This is a genomic window from Brevundimonas sp. UBA7507 (assembly GCF_002478355.1).
GTDB classification, from domain to species: Bacteria; Pseudomonadota; Alphaproteobacteria; order Caulobacterales; family Caulobacteraceae; genus Brevundimonas; species Brevundimonas diminuta_D.
In genome coordinates, this window is sequence record NZ_DLNP01000006.1 from 113,612 (window position 1) to 137,138 (window position 23,527).

Annotated in this window: 22 protein-coding genes and 1 tRNA gene; 12 read left to right on the top strand and 11 right to left on the bottom strand. The window is 66.4% G+C overall.

Translation table 11 applies throughout. The annotated features are described in order from the left end of the window. Positions 1–29: 29 nt before the first annotated feature. Positions 30–776, bottom strand: coding sequence for a TetR/AcrR family transcriptional regulator (locus tag B3D50_RS04470; protein ID WP_286949653.1), 747 nt, complete (start codon positions 774–776; stop codon positions 30–32). Here B3D50_RS04470 and B3D50_RS04475 point away from each other — a divergent pair. Then, positions 775–1,485, top strand: coding sequence for an HD domain-containing protein (locus B3D50_RS04475; protein WP_286949654.1), 711 nt, complete (start codon positions 775–777; stop codon positions 1,483–1,485). The genes B3D50_RS04470 and B3D50_RS04475 overlap by 2 nt on opposite strands. 108 nt (positions 1,486–1,593) lie before the next feature. Here B3D50_RS04475 and lepA read toward each other — a convergent pair whose 3' ends face one another. Next, complete coding sequence (gene lepA, locus B3D50_RS04480; RefSeq protein ID WP_286949655.1) at positions 1,594–3,402, bottom strand: translation elongation factor 4; 1,809 nt, start codon at positions 3,400–3,402, stop codon at positions 1,594–1,596. A gap of 330 nt (positions 3,403–3,732) precedes the next feature. On the opposite strand from lepA, the gene B3D50_RS04485 reads away from it, so the two are divergent. The 4 genes from B3D50_RS04485 to B3D50_RS04500 are packed head-to-tail and all read left to right on the top strand — an operon-like array spanning position 3,733 to position 6,340. Beyond that, positions 3,733–4,452: a hypothetical protein gene (locus tag B3D50_RS04485; protein ID WP_286949656.1), complete on the top strand. Its 720-nt coding sequence runs from the start codon at positions 3,733–3,735 to the stop codon at positions 4,450–4,452. A 57-nt stretch (positions 4,453–4,509) separates the two neighbouring features. Beyond that, a complete protein-coding gene (locus tag B3D50_RS04490) occupies positions 4,510–4,914 on the top strand; it encodes a hypothetical protein (protein WP_286949659.1) in 405 nt (134 codons plus the stop codon). Further along, the gene (locus B3D50_RS04495) at positions 4,911–5,642 is read left to right on the top strand and encodes a C39 family peptidase (protein ID WP_286949660.1); all 732 of its coding nucleotides are present in this window, start codon (positions 4,911–4,913) and stop codon (positions 5,640–5,642) included. Before B3D50_RS04490 ends, B3D50_RS04495 begins: the two co-directional genes overlap by 4 nt. A 5-nt stretch (positions 5,643–5,647) precedes the next feature. After that, the gene (locus tag B3D50_RS04500; protein WP_286949661.1) at positions 5,648–6,340 is read left to right on the top strand and encodes a hypothetical protein; all 693 of its coding nucleotides are present in this window, start codon (positions 5,648–5,650) and stop codon (positions 6,338–6,340) included. Positions 6,341–6,393: 53 nt separating this feature from the next. On the opposite strand, the gene B3D50_RS04505 is transcribed toward B3D50_RS04500, so the two are convergent. From B3D50_RS04505 to B3D50_RS04515, 3 genes are all read right to left on the bottom strand, one after another. Further along, the gene (locus tag B3D50_RS04505; RefSeq protein ID WP_286949662.1) at positions 6,394–7,659 is read right to left on the bottom strand and encodes a transporter; all 1,266 of its coding nucleotides are present in this window, start codon (positions 7,657–7,659) and stop codon (positions 6,394–6,396) included. 117 nt (positions 7,660–7,776) lie between these two features. Next, positions 7,777–8,532 (bottom strand): Crp/Fnr family transcriptional regulator, encoded by a 756-nt coding sequence (locus B3D50_RS04510; protein WP_286949663.1) that lies wholly within the window; start codon positions 8,530–8,532, stop codon positions 7,777–7,779. Positions 8,533–8,774: 242 nt separating this feature from the next. Continuing rightward, positions 8,775–8,851: transfer RNA gene (locus B3D50_RS04515), tRNA-Arg, on the bottom strand. A 194-nt stretch (positions 8,852–9,045) separates the two neighbouring features. On the opposite strand from B3D50_RS04515, the gene B3D50_RS04520 reads away from it, so the two are divergent. Continuing rightward, complete coding sequence (locus B3D50_RS04520; RefSeq protein ID WP_409516112.1) at positions 9,046–10,782, top strand: gamma-glutamyltransferase family protein; 1,737 nt, start codon at positions 9,046–9,048, stop codon at positions 10,780–10,782. Between the two features lie 15 nt (positions 10,783–10,797). On the opposite strand, the gene B3D50_RS04525 is transcribed toward B3D50_RS04520, so the two are convergent. Both B3D50_RS04525 and B3D50_RS04530 read right to left on the bottom strand, forming a co-directional pair. Continuing rightward, a complete protein-coding gene (locus B3D50_RS04525; RefSeq protein ID WP_286949668.1) occupies positions 10,798–11,628 on the bottom strand; it encodes a lipid A-modifier LpxR family protein in 831 nt (276 codons plus the stop codon). 186 nt (positions 11,629–11,814) lie between these two features. Further along, positions 11,815–13,698 carry a ribonucleoside-diphosphate reductase subunit alpha gene (locus B3D50_RS04530; RefSeq protein ID WP_286949670.1) on the bottom strand — a complete coding sequence of 628 codons (1,884 nt, stop codon included), beginning with the start codon at positions 13,696–13,698 and terminating at the stop codon, positions 11,815–11,817. Positions 13,699–13,977: 279 nt separating this feature from the next. Between B3D50_RS04530 and B3D50_RS04535 the strand changes: the two genes are divergently transcribed. Both B3D50_RS04535 and B3D50_RS04540 read left to right on the top strand, forming a co-directional pair. Then, complete coding sequence (locus tag B3D50_RS04535) at positions 13,978–14,715, top strand: phosphatase PAP2 family protein (protein ID WP_286949671.1); 738 nt, start codon at positions 13,978–13,980, stop codon at positions 14,713–14,715. A 124-nt stretch (positions 14,716–14,839) separates the two neighbouring features. After that, positions 14,840–16,159, top strand: coding sequence for an acetyl-CoA hydrolase/transferase family protein (locus B3D50_RS04540; RefSeq protein ID WP_286949672.1), 1,320 nt, complete (start codon positions 14,840–14,842; stop codon positions 16,157–16,159). 3 nt (positions 16,160–16,162) lie between these two features. Here B3D50_RS04540 and B3D50_RS04545 read toward each other — a convergent pair whose 3' ends face one another. After that, entirely contained in the window at positions 16,163–16,819 is a 657-nt protein-coding gene (locus B3D50_RS04545) for a glutathione S-transferase family protein (RefSeq protein WP_286949674.1), read from the bottom strand. A 149-nt stretch (positions 16,820–16,968) separates the two neighbouring features. Here B3D50_RS04545 and B3D50_RS04550 point away from each other — a divergent pair, with 149 nt between their 5' ends. Further along, on the top strand, positions 16,969–18,015 hold the full coding sequence (locus B3D50_RS04550) for a ribonucleotide-diphosphate reductase subunit beta (RefSeq protein WP_286949676.1): 1,047 nt from the start codon (positions 16,969–16,971) through the stop codon (positions 18,013–18,015). 72 nt (positions 18,016–18,087) lie between these two features. Here B3D50_RS04550 and B3D50_RS04555 read toward each other — a convergent pair whose 3' ends face one another. From B3D50_RS04555 to B3D50_RS04565, 3 genes are all read right to left on the bottom strand, one after another. Further along, complete coding sequence (locus B3D50_RS04555) at positions 18,088–18,606, bottom strand: cell wall hydrolase (protein WP_286949678.1); 519 nt, start codon at positions 18,604–18,606, stop codon at positions 18,088–18,090. Between the two features lie 102 nt (positions 18,607–18,708). Further along, the gene (locus tag B3D50_RS04560; RefSeq protein ID WP_286949679.1) at positions 18,709–20,214 is read right to left on the bottom strand and encodes a sensor histidine kinase; all 1,506 of its coding nucleotides are present in this window, start codon (positions 20,212–20,214) and stop codon (positions 18,709–18,711) included. Beyond that, positions 20,211–20,939 (bottom strand): TVP38/TMEM64 family protein, encoded by a 729-nt coding sequence (locus B3D50_RS04565; RefSeq protein ID WP_088411018.1) that lies wholly within the window; start codon positions 20,937–20,939, stop codon positions 20,211–20,213. Before B3D50_RS04565 ends, B3D50_RS04560 begins: the two co-directional genes overlap by 4 nt. A 180-nt stretch (positions 20,940–21,119) precedes the next feature. Between B3D50_RS04565 and rpmH the strand changes: the two genes are divergently transcribed. Genes rpmH through yidC form a run of 3 tightly spaced genes read left to right on the top strand, consistent with a single transcriptional unit; the run spans position 21,120 to position 23,524 of the window. After that, on the top strand, positions 21,120–21,254 hold the full coding sequence (gene rpmH, locus B3D50_RS04570; RefSeq protein ID WP_003164000.1) for a 50S ribosomal protein L34: 135 nt from the start codon (positions 21,120–21,122) through the stop codon (positions 21,252–21,254). A gap of 33 nt (positions 21,255–21,287) precedes the next feature. Continuing rightward, positions 21,288–21,716 carry a ribonuclease P protein component gene (rnpA, locus tag B3D50_RS04575; RefSeq protein WP_040344591.1) on the top strand — a complete coding sequence of 143 codons (429 nt, stop codon included), beginning with the start codon at positions 21,288–21,290 and terminating at the stop codon, positions 21,714–21,716. Between the two features lie 5 nt (positions 21,717–21,721). After that, positions 21,722–23,524 carry a membrane protein insertase YidC gene (gene yidC, locus B3D50_RS04580; RefSeq protein ID WP_138142017.1) on the top strand — a complete coding sequence of 601 codons (1,803 nt, stop codon included), beginning with the start codon at positions 21,722–21,724 and terminating at the stop codon, positions 23,522–23,524. Positions 23,525–23,527: the final 3 nt, after the last annotated feature.

The window sequence follows — 23,527 nt, forward strand, 5'->3', positions numbered from 1 at the left end:
GGTCTGGCCTTGCGGCAGGGGGGGATGGTCTAGGCGGCGGGCGTCAGGATCAGGAGCGCCGCCGAACGGGCGTCGGCGCGAAGCGTCGCTTCATCGAGCCCCAGCCTCGCCTCGATCGCCACATCGACCAGCAGGGCCCTCAACATCTTGACGCGAGACGCCAAGGTTTGCGGCAGGGGGGCTCCTTCCGTGGCCTGTTCCAGGCGTTGGGTCAGATCGTCCTCTATCCGCTGGAACGCGCCTGTTAGAGCGTCTCGGATGTCGCAATCCGAGGGCGCTTCCGTCACCGCCGTACAGAACAGCAGGCAGCCGCGCGCGGGACCGGCGCAATAGAAGCGCACCGCAGCGTCGAAGAAGGCGCCGATAGCCTGCGCCGGCGGACCTGGCGTCGCCAGGGCCGGGCGGACGGCTTGAGCCATGTCCTGCTCGAAGCGATCCAGGGCGGCCAGATACATCGCCTTCTTGTTGCCGAAGGCGCTGAAAAGGCTGGGTCGGTTCATCCCTGTCGCCTGGGTGATGTCGTCGAGCGATGTCGCCGAGAAACCCTTGGCGAGAAAGGTTGATGCGATGGCCCCCAAGGCGATCTCTCGATCATAGGCCGGGGGGCGGCCTCGGCGAGCGTTCATTTTGTACCATCTTGCAAAAATATAGATGTCCCATATTTTGTTCTCATCAGTACAAAAGCAAGGGCGTGCGCCTATGACACCGATCGATTCAATTAAACGGCGCCCCGCAATGGGATCCTTGGCGTGGGGCGAGGGCGCAGCGGGCTGCATGACGACGCTCGAGACCGTGGGTCTGGTCGGCAACCTCATGCAGGCTCAAGTACGGGGCGCTGTCGATGCGGCGCGAAGCGCCCTTGGTCTGCTGCGGCCCTCCGAGGCGGCCATTGAGGCGCTTGCGCCTCCTCAGACCTCCCTGGTGCAGGACGCTCTGGCCTTGGCCGAAGAGACGCATGAGGCCGCCCTGCTGCATCATAGCTGGCGGACGTATTTCTTCGGCGCCCTGTTCGCGAAGCATGAGCGGATCGCCTATGATCGTTCGTTGCTCTTCGCCGCCGCCATCCTGCATGATGTCGGCCTGACTCGAGATCACGAACCCAGTCTTTGCAAACGGTGTTTCGCCCTCAGCGGCGGTGAGCGGGCGCAACGATATCTCGACGCTTGCGGGCATCCGCCTGAAGTCGGGCGCAAGGTCGGCGACGCCATCGCCCTGCACCTGAATGGTTGGGTGTCTCGACGTCTTCATGGCGCAGAGGCTCAGCTCGTGTCGCGCGGCGCTTTCTGCGATCTGTTCGGCGTCGGCCGTCGCCGTGTCGCCACCCCCACATTGAAAGCGGTTCTGGCCGCCCATCCGCGCGCGGGGGTCATGGAAGCGCTTCAGTTCGAGACGGCGCAGCATCATCGCGGTACGCGGCCTGCGGTCATGACCGCCATGTCGGGCCATAAGGCGCCGCGCGATCCCTTTATTGAGCTGACGAATTGACCTTCACACAGGCCTTCGTCAGGGCGCGCCGTTCCCGAACAAAAAAGGCCCCGCCGATCGAAAAGCCGATCAAGCGGGGCCTTTTCCTGACTGGAGCGACGCTGACGATCAATCCTCGTCCATCTTGAGCGCGGCGATGAAGGCTTCCTGCGGGATCTCCACCTTGCCGAACTGGCGCATGCGCTTCTTGCCGGCCTTCTGCTTCTCCAGCAGCTTCTTCTTGCGGGTGGCGTCGCCGCCGTAACACTTGGACGTCACGTCCTTGCGCAGGGCGCGGACGGTTTCGCGGGCGATGATCTTGCCGCCGATGGCCGCCTGGATCGGGATGGTGAACATGTGGGGCGGGATCAGCTCCTTCATCTTCTCCACCATGCCGCGGCCGCGCGTTTCGGCGCGGGCGCGGTGGACCAGCATCGACAGGGCGTCGACCGGCTCGGCGTTGACCAGGATCGACATCTTCACCAGGTCGCCGACCTTGTAGTCGGTGATCTCATAGTCGAACGAGGCGTAGCCCTTCGAGATCGACTTCAGGCGGTCGTAGAAGTCGAAGACGACCTCGTTCAGCGGCAGCTCATAGACGACCAGGGCGCGGCTGCCGACGTAGGACAGCTCGATCTGGCTGCCGCGACGGTCCTGACACAGCTTGATCACCCCGCCCAGATATTCGTCGGGGGTCAGGATGGTGGCCTTGATCCACGGCTCGCTGATGGTCTCGATCTGCATGACGTCGGGCAGGTCAGCCGGGTTGTGCAGGTCGATCTCGGTCCCGTCGCGCAGGCCGATCTTGTAGACGACCGAGGGGGCCGTCGCGATCAGGTCCAGGTTGAACTCGCGGCTCAGGCGCTCCTGGATGATCTCCAGGTGCAGCAGGCCTAGGAAGCCGCAGCGGAAGCCGAAGCCGAGGGCGGCCGAGGATTCCATCTCATAGGTGAAGCTGGCGTCGTTGAGGCGCAGCTTGCCGATGGCGGCGCGCAGGTCTTCGAAATCGGCGGCGTCGACCGGGAACAGGCCGCAGAAGACCACCGACTGCACGTCCTTGAAGCCCTTCAGCGCTTCGGCCGTGGGTTTCTTCTCATCGGTGATGGTGTCGCCGACGGCGGCGTGGGCGACTTCCTTGATCTGGGCGGTGATGAAGCCGACCTCGCCGGGGCCGAGCTGCTCGACCGGCGTGTTCTTGGGCAGGAAGACGCCGACGCGGTCGACCAGGTGCGTCGAGCCGGTCTGCATCATCTTCACGCGCATGCCGGCCTTCAGCACGCCGTCGAACACGCGCACCAGCAGCACCACGCCCAGATAGGGGTCGTACCAGGCGTCGACCAGCATGGCCTTCAGCGGGGCGTTGATGTCGCCCTTGGGCGCCGGCAGACGCGCGACGATGGCCTCCAGCACGTCCTCGATGCCGATGCCCGACTTGGCCGAGCACATGACGGCCTCCGAGGCGTCGATGCCGATGACGTCCTCGATCTGGGCGCGCACCCGGTCCGGCTCGGCGGCGGGCAGGTCGATCTTGTTCAGGACCGGGACGATCTCGTGGTTGTTGTCGATCGCTTGATAGACGTTGGCCAGGGTCTGGGCCTCGACGCCTTGCGATGCGTCCACCACCAGGATCGAGCCTTCGCACGCGGCCAGCGAACGCGACACCTCATAGGCGAAGTCGACGTGCCCCGGCGTGTCCATCAGGTTCAGGACGTAGGTCTCGCCGTCCTTGGCCTTGTAGTTCAGGCGCACGGTCTGCGCCTTGATGGTGATGCCGCGCTCCTTCTCGATGTCCATATTATCAAGGACCTGTTCCGACATTTCGCGCGCGGTCAGGCCGCCCGTGAACTGGATCAGGCGATCGGACAGGGTCGACTTGCCGTGGTCGATGTGGGCGACCACCGAAAAGTTGCGGATGCGTTCGATAGGGGGCGTCGTCATGGTTCGGCGCGCGTAGCACGGCCGGAGCGATTGCGCCACGGGAGCCGTTGAGCGGAGACTCGAACGCTACGGCGCATCCGCCTTGAAAAAGTCACGACTTCGCCAAGTTTATTGTGGGTGGTCTTTTGATCAAATGACGGGATGCCGAGCGTCCTGGCCGCAGGCCTCCACTCCATTTGATCAAATCTTCTCCCGCAAGATGGCGGGAGTGCACGAATTCTCGAGGAAAATCAGGGATTCTCTCAAGGGGAACGACCCGTGTCACTCGACGATTTCGGCCTTCGGAGGTGGAGGAGCCTCCTTAAATCACCTTTGATTGGAGGCAAGGAAATGCGTGCCAAACTAATGACGTCTGCTGCGGTCCTGGCGGGGGCTCTGGCTTTTGCGGGCATGGCTCAGGCCCAGTCCTCGAACGGTCCGAACGGCCCGGTCGGCGGCAACACCACGGCGACCGATTCCTATAACAGCGGCGGCAACAGCACCGATGTGGACGTTGATGACTCGTTCAACACCGACAACTCGACGGATCTGGATGTGGGCATTTCGGACTCGCTGAACGACAATTCGGACAATTCCACCAACACCAACCTGGAGTTGGGGGTCTCGGATTCGTTCAACGACAACTCGGACAATTCAACCAACACCGAGGTCGGCATCGACGACTCGTTCAACACGGATAACTCGACTCATACCGACAATTCGACCAACACCAACCTGGAGCTGGGGGTCTCTGACTCCTTCAACGACAACTCGGTGAATGACTCGGGTAACGACAACTCCACCAATATCGGCGACATCCGTATGTCCCTGAACATGCAGGAGCTCAGCGCCAACGTCAGCAACCTGAGCTTCGACATGTCGGAAGACAATGACGGTCCGCAAAACGCGCGTATCCGCACAGGCAATATCAACCAGAGCGGCGGCGCCTTCGCGGGCTTCGCCGGCATCCAGACGGTGAGCAACAACACCGGCCTGGCTTCGGTTGGTCAGGCTGCCACGGCGATCAGCGCCAACGCCAACATCACCTTCGGCAACGGCGGCGGCAACTAGGCCTTCGCTTTCGGCGGCCGGTTCTCCGGCCGCCGACCTTCTTCCTGGGAGGGAACCATGCTCAGCCTTTTGTCGACCCTGGCGTTGCTGGGGGCGGCCGATCCGAATTCGGCCTCTCCGCCGACGCCCCCTCCGCCTTTCATCATCATCGCCCCGGCTCCCGTTGACGCTGCGACTGCGGCTGTGAGCGGTCCACGTTCTCTGGCGGTGGACGAGCTGGATGCGTTGCACGGCCGTCAAGGCGCGTCATCGGTGGTCATCGCCAGCGACCAACTGCTGCAGGCGACCAACAGCGGCAACAGCGTCAACGCCAACACCGTGACGACGGGCGGCATGCGCATCGACGCCAACGCCTTTTCCGGTTTCAACGGCATCGGCAACTTCGTCATGAACAGCGGCAACAACAACAACCTGCAAGGCGCGATCACGATCAATATCGTGACGACGGCTCCGAACCCGTGACACGCTCGTCCGCCCGGCTTCTGCTCAACCTGGGGCTGGCCGCCGTGGCGGGTTCGCCGGCCCTGACTGCGGCCTCGGCCCAGGCCGAGATTCTGCTGAACAACGGTCCCGCCGCGGGCCGGGTGAAGGTGGTCAGCTATCGCGACCTGCCGTTCCGCACCGTGGTGCGCCAGCAGTACGACTTCAGCTGCGGCTCGGCGGCTCTGGCCACCCTTTTGCGCCATCACTACGGCCGCGATGTCGGCGAGGCTCAGGTGTTCCGCGCCATGTTCGCCGACGGGGACCAGGAGACCATCCGGCGCGTGGGCTTCTCCCTGCTGGACATGAAGCGTTACCTCGATGCGCGCGGCTATCCCGCCGACGGCTTCCGGCTCAGCCTGGACGAGTTGATCGAGATGAACGCCCCGGCCATCGTGATGATCGACACGGCCGGCTACAAACATTTCGTGGTCTTCAAGGGCGATGACGCGGGCCATGTCCTGGTCGGCGACCCGGCCCTTGGCCTGAAGATCTATTCGCGCGACCAGTTCACCGCCATGTGGAACGGGGTCGCTTTCGTCGTCCGCCAGCCCGCGGACACCTTCAACGACGCCGAGGAGTGGCGCATCTGGAACCGGTCGCGGCCGGGGCAGGCGCTTCAACCCATGTCCTTGGCGGAACTGACGCGGGAGTTGCCGCCGCTGTATCAAGTGACGACGCGTTTCTCCCTCGATCCCTATCTGAGGTGACGACCATGAGACGTGCGCGTTCAAGCCTTCTGCTCGTCATGACCTGCCTGGCGCCGGTCAGTCTGGCGGCGCCGGTCTCGGCCGAATCTGTCGCCTTCGCCGCCGAGCTTGTCGGCGACGCCTCTGTGGAGCCCTTCGTGATCCCGCCGCCGGCGGCGTCAGCGCCGGTTGCTCCGCCGCATGTGGTCATGAGCGGGCCTCAAGTCATGACTGACGCAGACATGTCCGAGGCGCGCGGCGGCTTCATGACGGCGGGAGGCTTCACCTTCGGCTTCGGCGTCGTGGTCCGTTCCTATGTGAACGACCAACTGGCCCTGCAGACGCAACTGACCTGGACTCCCACCGGACCTGTAAGTCAGCAGGTTCAGCACAACGTCCCTGGCGTGGCCGATCTGGCGGGCGCCATGGCCAGCCTGGTGGCGGGCGGCATCGACCTTCGCGGATTGAACAACACCGGCGGGGTGGCGGTGGTCGACGGCTCGGGCGCGACGGCGATCCTGCACAACATCACGACCAGCCAGTTGCAGAACCTGATCATCAACAACGCCGACAATCGCAACATCCGCCAGGACATGGAACTGAACCTGGTCCTGCCTGACCTGGCGACGATCCAGACCAACAGCCAGATGCACAACTACGGATCGAACATCGCCCGCGACATTGACTGGGCCGGACTCAGGAGCCTGGGCGGCTTCTAGGCCGCAACGTTCGAGTCTCTCAGGGGCCGCCGTCGGGCGGCCCCTTCTTCATGTCAGAAGACGATCGGCAGGCGCAGGATGAAGCGCATGTCCGGCGCATCCTCGGTTACGCCGAACTCGAAATTGCCGTTCAGGCTGTAGCGGTCGTTCAGCAGGTAGGACATGCCGAATTGCAGGGCTCCGACCTGAAGCGCATCGGACTTTTCGGTGATATCGTTCAACTCGCTCGTCGTCGGCCGAATGTAGTTGTGCTTGTAGCCCAGCGAGAAGGAGAAGCGCGGATTCAGCGAGAAGCCGAAACCGATCGACAGGCCGATGGCGTCGCCGGGATCGACCTCGCCGATGCGGATCTCGCCCTCGGTCTTGTTGATGTCGCGCGGCAGGTGGGCGAAGTAGCTCAGGCTGCCGAAAATGACCGCCGGATCGCTGGGGTACAGGAAGCTGATGCTGGGCTCGACGCCCCAGAATCCCGAGCCTGTGGCCAGGCGGGTGGCGATGCCGAACTCGTCGCGATCGATGTCGAACGGCCCTTCGCCCGTGTCGCTCTTGACCCTCAGGCCGGCGATGAAGATGGGGCGTCCGCGCTCGCCGCCGTTGATCTGATAGCGCAGGGCCGCTTCGACGTCGCCGACGCCGTCGCCGCTCAGATCGATGGTCCGCGTCACCGCTTCGTCGCGCTGCTGCACGGTGGTGATGGTGTCGTTGCGCCAGACATAAGGCACGCGCAGCTCCGCCTCCATGCGCGGCCCGATGCCGTATTTCCCCGCCAGGGTGACGACGCCGGTGTCGCGATCGGCTTCATTGGCCTCGATCACCCCGATCTGCACGCCGGGCACGATCTCGATGCCTCGGAACACCAGGCGGTTGGCGCTGGAGCGCGTGTACTCGGTCGAGACGTCCAGGGTGAATTTGCCCGGTTGGCTCAACACGGCGATGCCTTCGGGAATGGCGGCCAGCTGCTCGCGCCGCACCTCTGGCGCGGGCGGCGGCGGGGCTTCGCTCGGGGGCAGAGTCGGTTGAGCCGGACCGTTGGGCGCGATGGTGCTGGCGACCTGCTGGCCGGCGCGCAACTGGTTCAGGGTTCGATCTGCGAAGACCGCTCGGCCCGAAGCGTCGGTCTGCACTTGCCAGCGCGGATCGACGGACGGCGGCGCCATGGCGGCGCGTTCGTTCAACAGGGCTTCCTGCGCCTCGATACGGCGTTGCTGCTCGATGACCAGAGCTTCCAGCCGCGCGACCCGCGCCGCCAGCTCCTTGTCCTGGGCCAGGGCGGCGCCAGGGGCCAGCAGGGCCGTCATGGCGACCGAGGCGCCGATCATCCGCAGTGTGGATCCGGTCCGGCGCGGCGGTTGATGCGGTGAAAGAGGCGGGCGGGGCCGAGACGGTTGTCGGTGGGGGCTCATGACGCTCGCTCTCTCTTTCTTTTCGTTCGGGTTTCAGTGAAGGACGTGATCGTCGACGCCATAGTCGCTGGCGGCGCGCAGATAGGCCTCGTCTAGAAGGGTGACCCAGCCGCTCTGCATGGCGATCAGCCTTCCACGCCGCATCTGGCCCAGGGTGCGGCTGACATGGACCAGGCTCAGCCCCAGGGCGTCGGCCAGGGTCTCCTGGGTCAGCGGCAGATGCAGGCGGTCGCTGGTGCACAGCCCGGCGCGCTGCAGCCGGTCGCGCAACTCCAGCAGCAGGTGGGCCAGACGCGCCTGGGCGGATTGCCGGCCCAGCCGCACCACATGGTTCAGCAGGCAGGTTTCCTCGTATCGGCGCGACGTCGCCAGGGCGCGGCGCAGCCGGTCGTGGCGCGGGTCTTGAAGCGCCAGGATCTCGCGCAGCATCAGGGCGTCGACATACTCGACCCGCGTCAGGGCGATGATGGTCGTCTCGTCCAGCGGACGCGGATCAAGGCTCAGCCCTACGGAGTCTCCGGGCAGCAGGAAGCCGAAGATCTGGCGCTGACCGTCAGCAAGGATACGTTGGCGGCACGCCCATCCGCTCAGGATCAGGCGCGGCGAGGCGGCTCGGCCGTCGGGATCGAAAAGCTGGCCTGCGGGCACCGCCTCCTGGAACACGCACAACCGTCGGATCAGGGCGCGTTCTTCATCGCTCAATCGGGTGATGGAGGCGAGATTGCGCAGGGCGGCCAGATCGGCCGGCGCGGATACGGAACGGCGCACGCTGACCGCGCGCGTCACCATGCCCTTGCGGGCAGGCGCGACCCACCACCTCCGGCGGTCCGGCTTCCGTCCCTCTCGCACACCATCTCAGGCGTTCCTCCGGACAAGAAACGGCCACAATGCGACGGTCGTTCCTGCCAAGGCGCAGAAACGTTGATTTTATATTAACTTGGCGATGGAGGGCGTGAGTCGTGCGTCGCGCAGCCAGAGCTAACGGCGCATATTACGGCCGTCCCGCCTTATATCATCATGATAAGGAGAGATGGCGCACCCGAAGAGATTCGAACTCCTGACCCCCAGATTCGTAGTCTGGTGCTCTATCCAGCTGAGCTACGGGTGCGCACTGCCTTGCGGGCAGGGCCGGGTATCTAGCGGGTCGCCTTCGGGCTGGCAAGCAGGTTTTCTCAGAAAATCTTGAGAAAATGCGGGGTTGGCCTCGGAGGCCCGCGGGCCTAGGCATAAAGCCTCCCTGTAATGTCCCGGAGTGCTTGAGTGCGCGCCTTTTCCTTCTCCCATCTGCGCCCTGCCCGCAGGATTTCCTCTCTCGCGGCCGGAACGGCGCTTGCGGCCCTGTTGCTGACGGGATGCGCGACGACGGCGGAAGGGGTTCAGGCCGAGGCGGCGCCGGATTCGGCTGAAGCGCCTGCGGCGGCCCAGGCATCCGTCGCCAGGGGGCCGTTCGTGTCGGCGGCCAACCCCCTGGCGGTCGAGGCGGGGATGAAGGTGCTGGCTCGAGGCGGTTCGGCCGTGGACGCGGCGGTGGCGATCCAGGCGGTGCTGGGCCTGACCGAGCCGCAGTCCTCGGGTTTGGGCGGCGGCGCCTTCATGATGTTCTACGACGCCGAAAGCGGCGCGATCACCGTCTATGACGGACGTGAGACGGCCCCCGCCTCCGCCACGCCCGAGCTCTTCTATGAGAACGGCAAGCCGCTGGCCTTTGTCGATGCGGTGTTGAGCGGGCGCTCGACCGGGGCGCCGGGCGTGGTGCCCATGCTGGCCCTGGCTCAGCAGAAGCACGGCGCCTTGGCCTGGTCCGAGCTGTTCGGCGACGCTGAGAAACTGGCGCAGGACGGCTTCGTCGTCAGCCCGCGTCTGGCTGGCATGATCAACGGCGATGCCCCCCAGGCGAAGACGCGCTGGGCGACCGAATATTTCACCAAGCCGGACGGCGCGCGCTATCAGGCGGGCGAGACCTTGCGCAATCCGGCCTACGCCGAGACGGTGCGCCGCATCGCGCGCGAGGGCGCGGCCGCACTGCAGCAGGGCCCGCTGGCCGAGGCCATCGTCGCGGCCGTGAACGAAGGCCCGCGACCCGGCGCCCTGACGACCGCCGACATCGCCGGCTATCGCCCCGTGGTGCGCGAGGCCGTGTGCGGTCCTTATAAGATCTACACCATCTGCGTGCCGCCGCCGCCGTCCAGCGGGGCCTCCATCCTGGAGCTGCTGGCCATGGCCGAGCAGACGCCGGACATCGACAAGGGGCCGAACAGCCCCGAGGCCTGGGCCGCCTTCGGCCAGCTGCAACGTCTGATGTACGCCGACCGCGACCGTTATTTCGGCGATCCGGCCTTCGTCTCCGTGCCGGTCGCAGGCCTGCTGGACCGGGCCTATGTCGCTGAGCGGGCGGCCCTGGCGCCGGCTCTGCGCGGCGCGGCGCCCTATGGCGTGCCGGCGGGGGCGCCGAACGTCGGCGCGGACGCCACGCGCGAACCGGCGGGCACCTCGCACCTGGTCGTCGTCGATGCGAAGGGCGACGCCGTCAGCATGACCACCACGGTCGAGAGCCTGTTCGGTTCGGGCCGGATGGCGGGCGGCTTCTTCCTGAACAATCAGCTGACCGACTTCTCCCTGGTCCCGACGGCGTCGGACGGCACGCCTGCGGCCAACGCCGTGGCGGCTGGCAAGCGGCCGCGCTCGTCCATGTCGCCGGCCCTGATCCTGGATCGCGAAGGACGTTTGATCGGCCTGCTGGGCTCGCCCGGCGGATCGTCCATCCTGGCCTATAACGCCAAGGCCCTGATCGGCGCCCTGGCCTGGGGGCTGCCGCTGCAACAAGCCTTCGACCTGCCGAATCTGGTGGCCAAGGGCGACGGCTTCGGCGCCGACACCGAAGGGTTCCCCGAGGCGGTGCGCGACGGCATGGCGGCGCGGGGCGTCGAGCTGCGGCCCAATACGACCGAGACCTCGGGCCTGCATGGCGGGCTGTGGCGGAATGGGCGCTGGGACGGGGCGGCCGACAGCCGCCGCGAGGGCGTGGCGCGGACGCAGTAAGGGGCGCGAGGCCGCCTAGCGCGGCGGGCGGATCGTCAGTTGGAAGGCCACCAGGCCTTCCGACACGTCGGTTCTGATGCCCTGATAGCCGCGCAGGCCCTTGGCCTCGATCTCGCGATAGACGACGCCGAAGGAGCTCTGCACCGCGCCCCGGCGATAGGCTACGCCGATGGAGGCGTCGCCCAGGTAGGTTCCGGCGTCCTGGCTGACGCCGGACCGGGCGAAGTCGCCGTCGCGCGTGCGGGCGAAGTTGTAGCCGACCGCCCGTTTGGAGCCTGCGGCGTACAGATACCAGCGCGGCCGCTCGCCGAAGGCCTCGTCGCCGTTGGGGGCCAGGCGGTCCAGATTCTCGCCGATGCGCAGGGTGGCGCCCGCCTCGGCCGAGGGGCCGTCGCTGCCGACGCCGAAGCCGGCGTGGGGCGTCAGCGACACCTCCAGACCCGAGGCCGTGCGGCCCTTGGCGGCGGTCCAGCCGCGCGTATAGGTGACGTCATAGCTCTCGCCCGAGAAGGCGACGGGATCGAGGGCGCGCGGCGGCACGGGCGAGCCGTCGGCGCGGCGCAGTTCCCCGGTCGTGGTGATCCGCAGTCGGTCGGTGAAGCCGTCGCCGGCGAACCAGGCCTCCTGGCGCAGCTCGCCCTGATCGGCGCTCAATCGGGCGACATCGTTGAACTGCACCGGGGCGCCGAAGGCGGCGTCAGGTTCGGCGATGAAGGGCAGGCGGTTGTCCAGCCGGGCGGCGGCGTCCTCGAACCGGACAGCGTCGCCGCCGCGCGCGACGATGGGGCCTTCCACAAGGGTTTGCGGCATGGCGAAAACGGTCGTCGGGGCGACCGCCGCGATCATCCATCCTGCCCATGCCATCCGACGCATCAACGGTGCCTCCCGATCCGTTAACGCTCCCACTGTGCACGAACGCCGGGGAACCGCAACGGACTCTTTTACGCCATATTCCTTTATGACGAACGAAACCGCCCGGAGAGGGTTCCCCGGGCGGCTCAAAGGCGATGGCGTCGAGTGTGAGGGCCGGCCTTACTGGCAGGCCAGGCACTCGTCGTAGTCGGTGCGGGCGATGGAGAAGAGATCCGGCTGGTTCGGATCGATCTCTTCTTCCTTCTTGTCCTCGGCACCGGCGAAGGCGGCGCGCTGCACCGACTTGGACCGCAGATAATACAGCGACTTCAGGCCCCGCTCCCACGCCGACCAGTGCAGCATGTGCAGATCCCACTTGTTGACGTCGCCGGGGATGAACAGGTTCAGCGACTGTGCCTGGCAGATGTCGCCGGTGCGGTCGGCGGCCAGTTCGATGACCCAGCGCTGATCCAGTTCGAAGGCGGTCTTGTAGACGGCCTTCTCGTCGTCGCTGAGGGCGTCCAGGTGCTGGACCGAGCCTTCGTTCTCGAGGATCGAAGACCAGACGGCCTCCGTGTCGATGCCCTTCTCGGCCAGCAGATCCTGCAGATAGGGGTTCTTGACCGCAAACGAGCCCGACAGGGTCTTGTGGGTGTAGATGTTGGCCGGGATCGGCTCGATGCCCGCCGACGTGCCGCCGCAGATGATCGAGATCGAGGCGGTGGGGGCGATGGCCAGCTTGTGGCTGAACCGCTCCATCACGCCGCGATCGGCGGCGTCGGGGCAGGGGCCCTTTTCTTCGGCCAGGGTGCGGCTGGCCTTGTCGGCCTCGCGGCGCAGGTGCTTGAACAGGCGCATGTTCCAGCTCTTGGCCATGGCCGATTCAAAGGCCACGCCCTGCGACTGCAGGAAGGAGTGGAAGCCCATCAGGCCCAGACCCACCGAACGCTCGCGCTGGGCCGAATAGACGGCGGCGGCCATCGACGACGGGGCGCGGGTGATGAAGTCCTCGAGCACATTGTCGAGGAAGCGCATGATGTCCTCGATGAAGCGCGGCTCTTCGCGCCACTCCAGGAAGGTCTCGGCGTTGACCGACGACAGGCAGCAGACGGCGGTGCGCTCGACGCCCTTATGGTCCAGCCCCGTGTGCAGCATGATTTCAGAGCACAGGTTGGACTGCTTGACCGACAGGCCCAGGTCCTTCTGGTGCTGCGGCATCTGCCGGTTCACCGTATCCGAGAAGATCAGATAGGGCTCGCCCGTCTGCATCCGGATTTCCAGGATCTTGGTCCACAGGTTGCGGGCGTCGACGGTTTTGCGGACCTCGCCGGTCTTGGGCGAGATCAGGTCGAACGGCTTGCCGTCGCGGACCGCCTCCATGAAGGCGTCGGTGATGTTGATGCCGTGGTGCAGGTTCAGCGAGCGGCGGTTGAAGTCGCCCGACGGCTTGCGAATCTCGAGGAACTCTTCGATTTCCGGGTGGTGGATGTCCAGGTAGACGGCGGCCGAGCCGCGACGCAGCGAGCCCTGCGAAATCGCCAGGGTCAGCGAATCCATCACGCGGATGAAGGGGATGATGCCGGAGGTCTGGCCCGCGCCCTTGACCTTCTCGCCGATGGAGCGGACGCCGCCCCAATAGGTGCCGATGCCGCCGCCGTTCGAGGCCAGGGAGACGTTCTCGTTCCAGACGTTCTGGATGCCGTCCAGGCTGTCGTTGACCGAGTTCAGGAAGCAGGAGATCGGCAGGCCGCGATCCGCGCCGCCGTTCGACAGCACCGGCGTCGCCGGCATGAACCACAGCTTCGACATATAGTCGTAGACGCGCTGGGCGTGATCCGCGTCGTCGGCGTAGGCCGTGGCCACGCGGGCGAACATGTCCTGATAGCTTTCGCCCGCCAGCAGGTAGCGGTCTTCCAACGTCTTCTTGCCGAAGTCGGTCAGCAGGGCGTCACGCGTGCGGTCCAGTTTCAGGCCGTTCACCACCGTCAGCTCCGGCTTGGTCTCGGGCGGAGCCGAGGAAACCGTAGAGAATTCCGTCGTCTGCAACGCTTCGCCGCCAGCCATTTTCGTCCCTGTCCCGAACAAATGCGATTAGAAGGCCGTACCGGTTTGAGACACTACATCTAGTGGCTGCTTGCCGGTGTTCGGCTACATATATGGGTGCATATCCCTAACCGCAGGTAAAGCTCTTGACGGGAGCTTTTCTGACGAATCGGTGGGCGGCTGATCACACCCTGTGGAAATGACTCAGGAAAATAGCGGGATCACATTTTTCACCGAACCGTCGTCGATTTCTGCGAGGGCTGACAGGGAACACCGCAACAGCTTGGCCGTTAGCGCCCCATGGCCCCGCATCCCACCGCCTTCCTGACCCGCGCCCTGCGCGTCGCCCGCACGGAGATCGCCGCCGTGGCCGCCATGCTGGTGGTCGCCCTGGGGGTGCTGACCTTCATCGAGGTGGCCGACGACATGCGTGAAGCGGACGGCCAGGGCTTCGACCATGCGGTATTAGCGGCGGTGCGGCCCTTCGCCGATGATCCGGGGCGCCCCTGGGGGCCGTGGTGGCTGCACGAGGCGGCGGCGGACCTGACCTCGCTCGGCGGCATATCGGTGCTGACCCTGTTCGCCGTCATCGCCATCGGCTTCCTGCTGATCATGGGCAAGCGGCTGTCGGCGCTGATGCTGGTCGTCGGCCTGGCCGGCGGGGTGGCCCTGAGCGAAGGCCTGAAGGCGCTGTTCGAGCGGGAACGGCCGCCCGAAATCTATCAGGCGGTGGAGACGCTGAACGCCAGCTTCCCCTCAGGCCACGCCCTGCTGTCGACCGTATTCTATCTAACGCTGGGGGTCATGCTGACGCGCGCTTTTCCGCGCAAGCGGCTGAAAGCCTATGTTCTGGGCTGCGCGGTGGTGATCGCCCTGCTGATCGGGCTGACGCGCATCTATCTGGGCGCGCACTGGGCGTCGGACGTGTTCGCGGGGTGGAGCGTGGGCGCCGCCTGGTCGATGGCCCTGTGGCTGATCGCCTACGCCGCCGAGCGGCGCCAGCGCCTGCACGACGCGCCCCTGCAGGACGCGCCCTAGGCGTATGGTTTTTTAGACCAAGGTCTAGCGCCGCGAAGGCGCGCGGCTGTCGGATAAGGGCGATCAGAAGCCGTCGCCACGCAAGCGACGGACGCCCTCAAGGACGACGCTTCAGGAGTTTGCCATGACCGATTTCGCCGCCCTCTACGCCGAACGCCTGACGACGCCTCAGGCGGCGGCCGCCCTGATCCCGTCGGGCGCCAAGGTCGCCATGGCCCTGGGCGTCGGCCAGCCGCCCGCCCTGCTGAGGGCCCTGGCCGACCGGGCCGAGGCGCGGCAGGTGGGGGACGTCAACCTCTACTACCTGCTGTCCACCGCCATCGCGGGCGAGACGGTGATGCGCTTCGAGCTGACGGACCGCATCCGCCCGCACAGCCTGTTCCACGGCGCCATCGAGCGGAAGCTGGAGGCGCGCGGGATCGAGGAAGGCCGTCGCGCCGTCTGGTTTGTGCCGACCGGCTTCCAGCAGACGCCGCGCGTGCTGACGCGCGAGATCGGCGTCGACACCCTGCTGGCGACGGTCTCGCCGATGGACGCCGAGGGCTATTTCAGCCTGGGGACCAATACCGACTACGCCCTAGCTGTCTCCAAGAGCGCCGAACGGGTGATCCTCGAGGTCAATCCGCACATGCCGCGCGTGTTCGGCGATTGCCGCGTTCATGTCTCGCAGGTCGCGGCCCTGGTCGAGCATTCGGCCCCCTTGCTGGAGGCGGGCAAGGCGCCGCAGCAGCCGCAGGATCTGGCCATCGGGGCCTTGATCGCCGGCATGGTCGAGGACGGCTCGACGCTGCAGATGGGCATCGGCGCCCTGCCGGACGCGGTGTGCGCGGCGCTGCATGACCATCGCGACCTCGGCATCCACACCGAGATGCTGACGCCGGGCCTGGTCGAACTGATGAAGGCGGGCGTCGTCACCAATGCGCGCAAGACCCTGCACCTCGGCAAGACGGTCTTCACCTTCTCGATGGGGAACCGCTCGACCTATGAGTTCCTGCACGAGAACCCGGCCTTCGAGGCCCGCCCTGTCGACTATGTGAACGACCCGGCGGTCATCGCCCGCAATGCGAAGATGATCTCGGTCAACGCGACCTTGCAGATCGACCTGTTCGGCGCCTGCTGCTCGGAATACCTGAACGGGCGGCAGTACACGGCGTCGGGCGGCCAGCTGGACTTCGTGCGCGGCGCGGCGGCGTCCGAGGGCGGAAAGTCGATCATCGCCTGCCACTCCACGGCGGCCAAGGGGACGGCCTCGCGCATCGTGGCGCGTCTGGACGGCCCGGCGACGACCCCGCGCAACGACATCCACTACGTCGTCACCGAGCATGGGGCGGTCAATCTGAAGGGGCTGACCGACGACGCCCGCGCCCGCGCCCTGATCAGTCTGGCCGCGCCCGAATTCCGCGAGGGGCTGGAGCGTGAGGCGAAGGCGATGGGCCTGCTCTAGGCCTTAACCCTCCCAACCTTCGTCGAACGGGAACCGCTCGGCCCAGAAGGATTGAAGCTCAGGCAGGGCGTCCACGCGGCGGACGACCTCGGCCATCCCGGGCGCTTCGGCGTAAAAGCGGCGACGCCGAGGCGTCCAGCGGCTTGCGACGGCGATATAGAGGTCCAGCACCGTCATCTCCTCGCCCAGCAGGAAGCGGCCCGGCGTGATCTGGGCGTCCATAATCCGCCAGCAGTCGGCGATGCGTTCGATGGTGCGGCGCTGGATTTCAGCCTGGGCCTGCGGATCGTCTCCGGCCAAGCGAGACGGCTCGTCCCGCACCCAGAACATCGAATAGACGGCGGCGGGGATGAAGCTCATCCAGCGCAGAAACTGCGCCCGGCGCGGATCGTCCAGCGCGGGCGACAGCCGGGCCTGCCGGTGAGAATCGGCCAGCCAGATCAGGATGGCGGCGCTTTCGGTGATGACCTCGCCGCCCGGCGTGACCAGGGCCGGAATCTGCCGCATCGGATTGACGGACGCCACCTTGCGCCGTTCGGCTTCTCCCTCCCATGTCGGAGCCTCGATGACGCGATAGTCCTGCCCGATCAGCCGCAGCGTCGCCTCGACCGGGACCGAGCCGGACCCGGCGGCGCCGTAGAGCGTGAAAACCATCCCCATCTTCCTCCCCAATTTCCTGTCACGGAAACACCATATCTAGCGGTTGGTTGAAAAGTGATCGCTAGATGTGCGCATCTTCCCTTGTCCCCGCGCGCCGGCGGACGCATGGTGAAACGCACTTCTTCCGGATTCGCCCCAGGTCTTCTTCGATGAACGCTCCCGCCACGATCATTCGTCCCGGCACGCCCGGTCTGCTGACCCCCTCGGCCGCCTACAAGCCCTTCCGCTATCCGTGGGCCTTCGACATGTGGAAGAAGCAGCAGCAGGTCCACTGGATGCCGGAAGAAGTCCCGATGGGCGAGGACGTCAAGGACTGGGCCGCCAATCTGAACGACGGCGAGCGCAACCTGCTGACCCAGATCTTCCGCTTCTTCACCCAGGCGGACATCGAGGTGCAGGACAACTACATGGAGCGCTACGGCCGGGTGTTCAAACCGACCGAAGTGAAGATGATGCTGGCCGCCTTCGCCAATATGGAGACCATCCATATAGCGGCCTACGCCCTGCTGCTCGAGACGATCGGGATGCCGGAGAGCGAGTTCGGCGCCTTCATGGAATACGAGGCCATGAAGGACAAGCACGACTACATGGGCCAGTTCGGGGTCGACAGCGACGCCGACATCTGCCGCACCCTGGCCATGTTCGGGGGCTTCTCGGAAGGGCTGCAGCTGTTCGCCAGCTTCGCCATGCTGATGAACTTCCCACGCCAGTCCAAGATGAAGGGCATGGGGCAGATCGTGTCCTGGTCGGTGCGCGACGAGAGCCTGCACTGCGAAGGCATCATCAAGCTGTACCACGCCTTCAACAAGGAGACGGGCGCCGTCACCAAGGCCGTGGCCGACGACATCGTCGACTGCTGCAAGACGGTGATCGAGATGGAGGACAAGTTCATTGATCTGGCCTTCGAAATGGGCCCGGTGAACGGCATGACGCCGGACGACATCAAAGCCTATATCCGCTTCATCGCCGACTGGCGCCTGCGTCAGCTGCATCTGCCGGAAGTCTATGGCGTGACCGAGAATCCGCTGCCGTGGCTGCAGGCTCTGCTGTCGGGCGTCGAGCACGCCAACTTCTTCGAGGCGCGCGCCACCGAATACTCCAAGGCCGCCACGCAAGGCGCCTGGCACGGCGCTGACGGCGTCTGGGACAGCTTCGACAACATGATGAAGCGCCGCACGGAATCCGCAGAGGTCTGATCCGGTCCAGCGGCAAGCGAGAAAAAGGGCGCCCCGACGCAGGTCGGCGGCGCCCTTTCCTTGTCTGAAGCCTCAGTTCGGCGTCTTGCGGCCCGCGTTGCAGCGCGCGGTGTCGCCGCGCTGACAGGCGGCGGCGGTGGCGCGCCAGTCGGCCATGTCGCGCTCATAGCGGGCTTGGGCCTCGTCGGCGGCGCGCAGATCCGCCTCATGTCGTTCGCGATCGGCCCGCGCCTGCGCTTCCGTCTGCGCCACTTCGGCCTGCCAGCGCCGCTGGGCCTCGGCCTGGGCGGCCTGATTGGCGCGGTCTTCGTTCTCGGCCAGGTCGTTCTGGGCCACAATCTCGGCGTTCAGGGCCTGGGTTTGGCGCAGCTCGTCGGGATCCTGGGCCGAATCCGGCGCGCGGCGATAACGCTCGCCCTTGGATAGCAACATCTCGGCCACGGGATCTTTCGGCGCCGGTTGCGGACGGGTCTGGCTCTGGCTCTGGGCGTAGGCGGAGCCGGCCGTCAGCGAGAAGGCCAGGGTCGTGGTCAGCATCAGCGCCGCCAGGGGACGGACGGGTCGGATTTGCGAGGACAGGGGGCGGGTCATAGTGCGCTCCTGGCAGGAGGAATAAGAAGGACCGCAAGCTTGGCGCTTTCGGCGTTCAAAGGAAACAACGTCCGGGACGGCGTAAGGCTGCCGTCCGGCGCCCTAGAGCGGCAACAGAAGCTCGAAGCGCGTGCCCTGCGGCCCGGTGTCCAGCAGCGTCAGGGCGCCCCCGTGGTTGGCCGCCAGCTCGCGTGAAATGGTCAGGCCCAGGCCCGTGCCGTCGGCCCCGCCGCCGCTGACGAAGGGCTCGAACAGGCGATCGGCCAGGCGCGGCGGAATGCCGGGGCCGTCGTCGCGCACGGTGACGGCGGCCATGCCGTCGCGGGTCTCGGCGCTGACGGTGACGGCGCCCTTGCCGCTCTTGTCCTTGCTCTGGGGCGCGGTCTCGATGGCCTGGCGGGCGTTGCGCATCAGATTGACCAGAATGCGGTGAAGTTGGTCCGGGTCGGCGTTGACGGTGAAGCGGGCGGGCAGGTCGCGCACCAGCCGCACGCCGTCCGGCTCCAGCCCCGCGTCCTCGGCGGCGGCCGCCACCGCACGGGCCAGCAGCATCTTCTGAAGCTGGGGCGCGGGCTCCTCGGTCTTGCCGTAGGCCAGGACGTTGCGCGCCAGGGTCGAGGCCCGGTCCAGCGCCCGCTCCAGCCGGGGCAGGGCGGTCGCCACCAGGGGGTCGGACGAGGTCGACAGCCGCTCGGACGCCATCTGGGCCGAGGTCAGCATGTTGCGCAGATCGTGGTTGATCTTGGCCACCGCCTCGCCCAGCGCCGCCAGGCGGGCGCGCGAGCGCAGGGACTGGCGCACCTCCTCCTGCATCCGGGCCAGTTCGCGTTCGACTCGGCCGATCTCGTCCTGACGGTCCGAGGGCGTTTCGGCCGGGCTTTCCGGATTGGCGGCGAAGCGTTCGATCGAGCGGGTGACGCGCCGCAGGGGCTGCAACACCAGCATCGACAGGGCGGCGTACAGCAGGCCGCCCGCCACCGCCGCGATTAGCAGCGACATCATCAGGCTGTTGACCAGGAAGCTCTCCAGCTCCTTCTTCAGCGGCTGGGCGGGGGCCAGGATCTCGACCAGATCGCCCGAGCGATACCGCGGCGCCGCCTGCACCCGCAGCGAACGGTCGGGGTGGCCGAACAGGGTCTTCCACGGGTCCAGCAGCCGCGCCCCGACGTTGCGCTGGCGCAGGTCGATCAGTTCGGGCGCGCGCGGCAGGTTGGGGGCTTGCAGCAGCAGTCGCCGCACCCCCTGTTCGCCGATGACGACCGACTGCACCCCGCCGATGCTCAGCAGCTGTTCGGCGGTGGAGTCCTCGACGGCGGAATAGGGCAGGGCCTCGACCCCGACCGAGGCCAGTTCGGCCGCCTGCAGCCGGTCCATCAGCCACCGCTCCTGGAAGGAGGCGGCGCTGGGTACGATGATCAGGGCGGCGACCGCCAGGGTGAAAGCGACGGTCAGCAGCAGCAGGCGGCTGGACAGGCCGTCGGGCGCGCGGGGCTGCAGCCGCTGGCGCAGGACGCGCCATGGTGCGGGCGATGTCGCAGGCGGTCTGGCCGTCGTCGTCGGGGCCAGCGGCGTTTGAAGCTCCGTCGGAAGGGCCTCGCGTTCGGTCATGACGCCTCCATGCGGGGGCGCGCACGCAGCTTCTGGGCCAGCTTGAGCAGCAGGGGCAGCAGCATGGACAGGAAGGCGACTCCCATCAGAGGCCAGAAGAATTCCGCGAACAGGCTCCGAATGTCAGGATTCGGGTCCGTGACCAGAACGTCGTGCAGGCTGTCGCCGATCCAGCAATAGATGGTGTGGGCGGGCAAAAGGCCGATGAAGGTGGCGATGACATAGGGGCGCAGCGGCGCCGCCATCACGCCCGCCGCCACATTGATCATGTGGAAGGGCACGGTGACCACCAGCCGCGCGACCAGCACGTACCAGAAGGTGTTCTTGTCCACCCCGGCGCAGACCTTGTTCAACAGGCCCGTATCGGCGGCGGCGCGGCGGCGCAGGGAATCGCCCAGGGCGGTGCGCCCCACATAGTAGACGGCCAGGGCGCCGACGGTGGCGGCGAAGGCGGTGGCGACGCCGCCGACCCACGGCCCGAACAGATAGCCCGCCGTCACGGTGATGAAGACCACGCCCGGCACCACGCTGGCCGTCAGCAGGCTGAAGATCAGCATCAGGGCGCCCAGCATCAGCAGGTAGCGCTGGGCGGTCAGGGCCTCCAGCGCCGTTCCGTGCTCGCGCAGGGTATCCAGCGACAGATAGCGATTCCAGCCCATGCCGAAGATCAGGGCGACAGCGGCCAGCAACACGGCCAGGGGCAGAAATCTTTTGACCCGGTCCAAGCCGCGCTCCGTCTTCTTCGTTCCGGCATCCTTAGCGGATTTCCTTGCGCTGCGCGCCCCTGCCGGAATTGCGGGAAAGCGGCTTCGGCGTTGACTCTCGTCCTGTCGCCGCTTATACGCCCGCCTCTCTCGCGGCTGACGCTTGTGTCTGTCGCCAACCCCAGTAACCCGGAGCCGACCGTGAAGCGGACCTATCAGCCGTCGCGACTCGTGCGCAAGCGCCGTCACGGCTTCCGTTCTCGGATGGCCACCAAGAACGGTCAAAAGATTGTCGCGCGTCGCCGCGCCAAGGGCCGCAAGCGCCTGACGGCCTGACGTCACGCGCCCATTACCCTTCAGGGCGGGCGCATGACCGATCTGATGAAAATCGATCGCCTGTTGAGGCGGCCCCAGTTTCTGGCGGCCGCCAAAGGCGTTTCTCAGGCTCGCGGCGCCGTGGTGGTCCAGCAACTGGATCGCGCCGACGGCGACCCGACGGTGCGCCTGGGATTCACCGCCACCCGCAAGATCGGCGGCGCCGTCGTGCGCAACCGCGCCAAGCGCCGTCTACGCGAAGCTGCGCGCCTGCTGACGCCCCTGCACGGGCGGGCGGGATGCGACTATGTGTTCATCGCCCGCATGGGCACGGCGGACCGCGACTGGGATCGCTTGCTTGACGATGTGAAATCGGCCCTTACAAGGCTCGCAACCCCGCGCACGGCTTCCGATATGGGAGACCGGGCCGTTTCGACCGCCCGCGCCGCCCCCGACCCGCGCCCCGCCGACCAGGACCGCTGATCCCGATGCAGAACGAGAACTCGCGCAACACCATCATCTTCTTCGTGTGCGCGGCCCTGATCATGGGCGTCTACTACTTCATGGTGATGCGCCCGCAGGCCGAGAGCCGCCGCCAGGCGCAGATCGTCGCCGCCGAGCAGCAGAAGGCGCGCGAGGCTTCGGCCGACGCCGGCCTGACGCCGTCGGGCGCCGCGCCGGGCGTCTTCATCAAGGATCGCGCCCAGGCCTTGGGCACGGTCGCGCGGGTGCCGATCCAGACCCCGACCCTGAAAGGCTCGCTGTCGCTGCAGGGCGCGCGCATCGACGACCTGTACCTGACGAACTACAAGGAAACGCTGGACAAGAATTCGCCCCCGGTCGAGCTGTTCCGTCCGCAGGGCATGGAGCACGCCTATTTCGCCCAGTTCGGCTGGAGCGGCCCGAATGTCGCCGGCGGCGTACCCGGCCCCAACACCGTCTGGCGCCTGACCAAGGGCTCGACCCTGACGCCGACCACCCCGGTTGAACTCACCTGGGACAACGGTTCGGGCCTGCGCTTCACGCGCGTCGTCTCGATCGACGACCAGTACATGTTCACGGTCAAGGATACGGTCGCCAACCTGGGAACCCAGGCCATCGCCATCGCTCCTTACGGCCGCGTCGAGCGCCAGGGCGTTCCGGTCGATCTGGGCAAGCAGATGATCCTGCACGAAGGCGCCATCGGCACCTTCGGCGACGGGGACGGCTATTCGACCGAACAGGTCAAGTACAAGGACTGGGCCAAGAAGCCGCGCATCGAGAACCAGTCGACCGGCGGCTGGCTGGGCATCACCGACAAATACTGGCTGGCGGCCCTGATCCCCACCCAGGACGAGACCATCGAGGGCCGTTTCTCGGTGCGCGACGCCCAGGGGATGAACATCCACGAAGCCGCCATGCTGGGCGCCACCCACACCATCCAGCCGGGCCGCCAGATCGAGGAGACCCAGCGTCTGTTCGCCGGGGCCAAGCGCGCCGAGGTGCTGAAGGCCTATGAGCAGTCGCTGAACCTGCCGCGCTTCGTCTACGCTATCGACTGGGGCATGTTCTGGTTCCTGACGCGCCCGATCTTCACGGTGGTGGAGTTCTTCTACGGCGTCCTGGGCAACTTCGGCCTGGCCATCCTGGCCCTGACGGTGGTGGTCAAGCTGATCCTCTTCCCGCTGGCCAACAAGTCCTACGAGAGCCTCTCGAAGATGCGGAACCTCCAGCCCAAGATGGAGGAGATCAAGAAGAAGCACGGCTCCGAACCGCAGAAGCAGCAGCAGGAGATGATGGCCCTGTATCAGCGGGAGAAGATCAATCCGCTGGCGGGCTGTCTGCCGATGGTGGTGCAGATCCCGGTCTTCTACGCCCTGTACAAGGTGCTGTTCGTGACCATCGAAATGCGTCACGCGCCCTTCTTCGGCTGGATCCGCGACCTGTCGGCGCGCGACCCTTCGACGATCTGGAACCTGTTCGGCGCCATTCCGTGGGATCCGGCGACCCTGCCCATCCTGGGCGGCATCCTGAACGGCCCGCTGCACCTGGGCGTGCTGCCCCTGGTCTATGGCTTCACCATGTGGCTGCAGATGGCGATGAACCCGCCGGCGCAGGATCCGATGCAGCGTCAGATCTTCGCCCTGATGCCGATCGTCTTCACCTTCATCATGGCCCCGTTCGCGGCCGGCCTGCTGATCTACTGGGCGTGGAACAACGTGCTGTCGATCATCCAGCAGTATGTGATCATGCATCGCTTCAAGGCCGAGAACCCGATCGACGCCTTCCTCGCCCGCTTCAAGAAGGCCTGATCG

What these genes read in the sequence shown, in the direction of transcription:
- B3D50_RS04475 (WP_286949654.1), top strand. Translation starts at nt 775, where the DNA reads ATGACGACGCTCGAGACCGTGGGTCTGGTCGGCAACCTCATGCAGGCT.
- B3D50_RS04470 (WP_286949653.1), bottom strand. Translation starts at nt 776, where the DNA reads ATGCAGCCCGCTGCGCCCTCGCCCCACGCCAAGGATCCCATTGCGGGG.
- lepA (WP_286949655.1), bottom strand. Translation starts at nt 3,402, where the DNA reads ATGACGACGCCCCCTATCGAACGCATCCGCAACTTTTCGGTGGTCGCC.
- B3D50_RS04485 (WP_286949656.1), top strand. Translation starts at nt 3,733, where the DNA reads ATGCGTGCCAAACTAATGACGTCTGCTGCGGTCCTGGCGGGGGCTCTG.
- B3D50_RS04490 (WP_286949659.1), top strand. Translation starts at nt 4,510, where the DNA reads ATGCTCAGCCTTTTGTCGACCCTGGCGTTGCTGGGGGCGGCCGATCCG.
- B3D50_RS04500 (WP_286949661.1), top strand. Translation starts at nt 5,648, where the DNA reads ATGAGACGTGCGCGTTCAAGCCTTCTGCTCGTCATGACCTGCCTGGCG.
- B3D50_RS04505 (WP_286949662.1), bottom strand. Translation starts at nt 7,659, where the DNA reads ATGATCGGCGCCTCGGTCGCCATGACGGCCCTGCTGGCCCCTGGCGCC.
- B3D50_RS04510 (WP_286949663.1), bottom strand. Translation starts at nt 8,532, where the DNA reads ATGGTGACGCGCGCGGTCAGCGTGCGCCGTTCCGTATCCGCGCCGGCC.
- B3D50_RS04525 (WP_286949668.1), bottom strand. Translation starts at nt 11,628, where the DNA reads ATGATCGCGGCGGTCGCCCCGACGACCGTTTTCGCCATGCCGCAAACC.
- B3D50_RS04530 (WP_286949670.1), bottom strand. Translation starts at nt 13,698, where the DNA reads ATGGCTGGCGGCGAAGCGTTGCAGACGACGGAATTCTCTACGGTTTCC.
- B3D50_RS04535 (WP_286949671.1), top strand. Translation starts at nt 13,978, where the DNA reads ATGGCCCCGCATCCCACCGCCTTCCTGACCCGCGCCCTGCGCGTCGCC.
- B3D50_RS04540 (WP_286949672.1), top strand. Translation starts at nt 14,840, where the DNA reads ATGACCGATTTCGCCGCCCTCTACGCCGAACGCCTGACGACGCCTCAG.
- B3D50_RS04545 (WP_286949674.1), bottom strand. Translation starts at nt 16,819, where the DNA reads ATGGGGATGGTTTTCACGCTCTACGGCGCCGCCGGGTCCGGCTCGGTC.
- B3D50_RS04550 (WP_286949676.1), top strand. Translation starts at nt 16,969, where the DNA reads ATGAACGCTCCCGCCACGATCATTCGTCCCGGCACGCCCGGTCTGCTG.
- B3D50_RS04555 (WP_286949678.1), bottom strand. Translation starts at nt 18,606, where the DNA reads ATGACCCGCCCCCTGTCCTCGCAAATCCGACCCGTCCGTCCCCTGGCG.
- B3D50_RS04560 (WP_286949679.1), bottom strand. Translation starts at nt 20,214, where the DNA reads ATGACCGAACGCGAGGCCCTTCCGACGGAGCTTCAAACGCCGCTGGCC.
- rnpA (WP_040344591.1), top strand. Translation starts at nt 21,288, where the DNA reads ATGACCGATCTGATGAAAATCGATCGCCTGTTGAGGCGGCCCCAGTTT.
- yidC (WP_138142017.1), top strand. Translation starts at nt 21,722, where the DNA reads ATGCAGAACGAGAACTCGCGCAACACCATCATCTTCTTCGTGTGCGCG.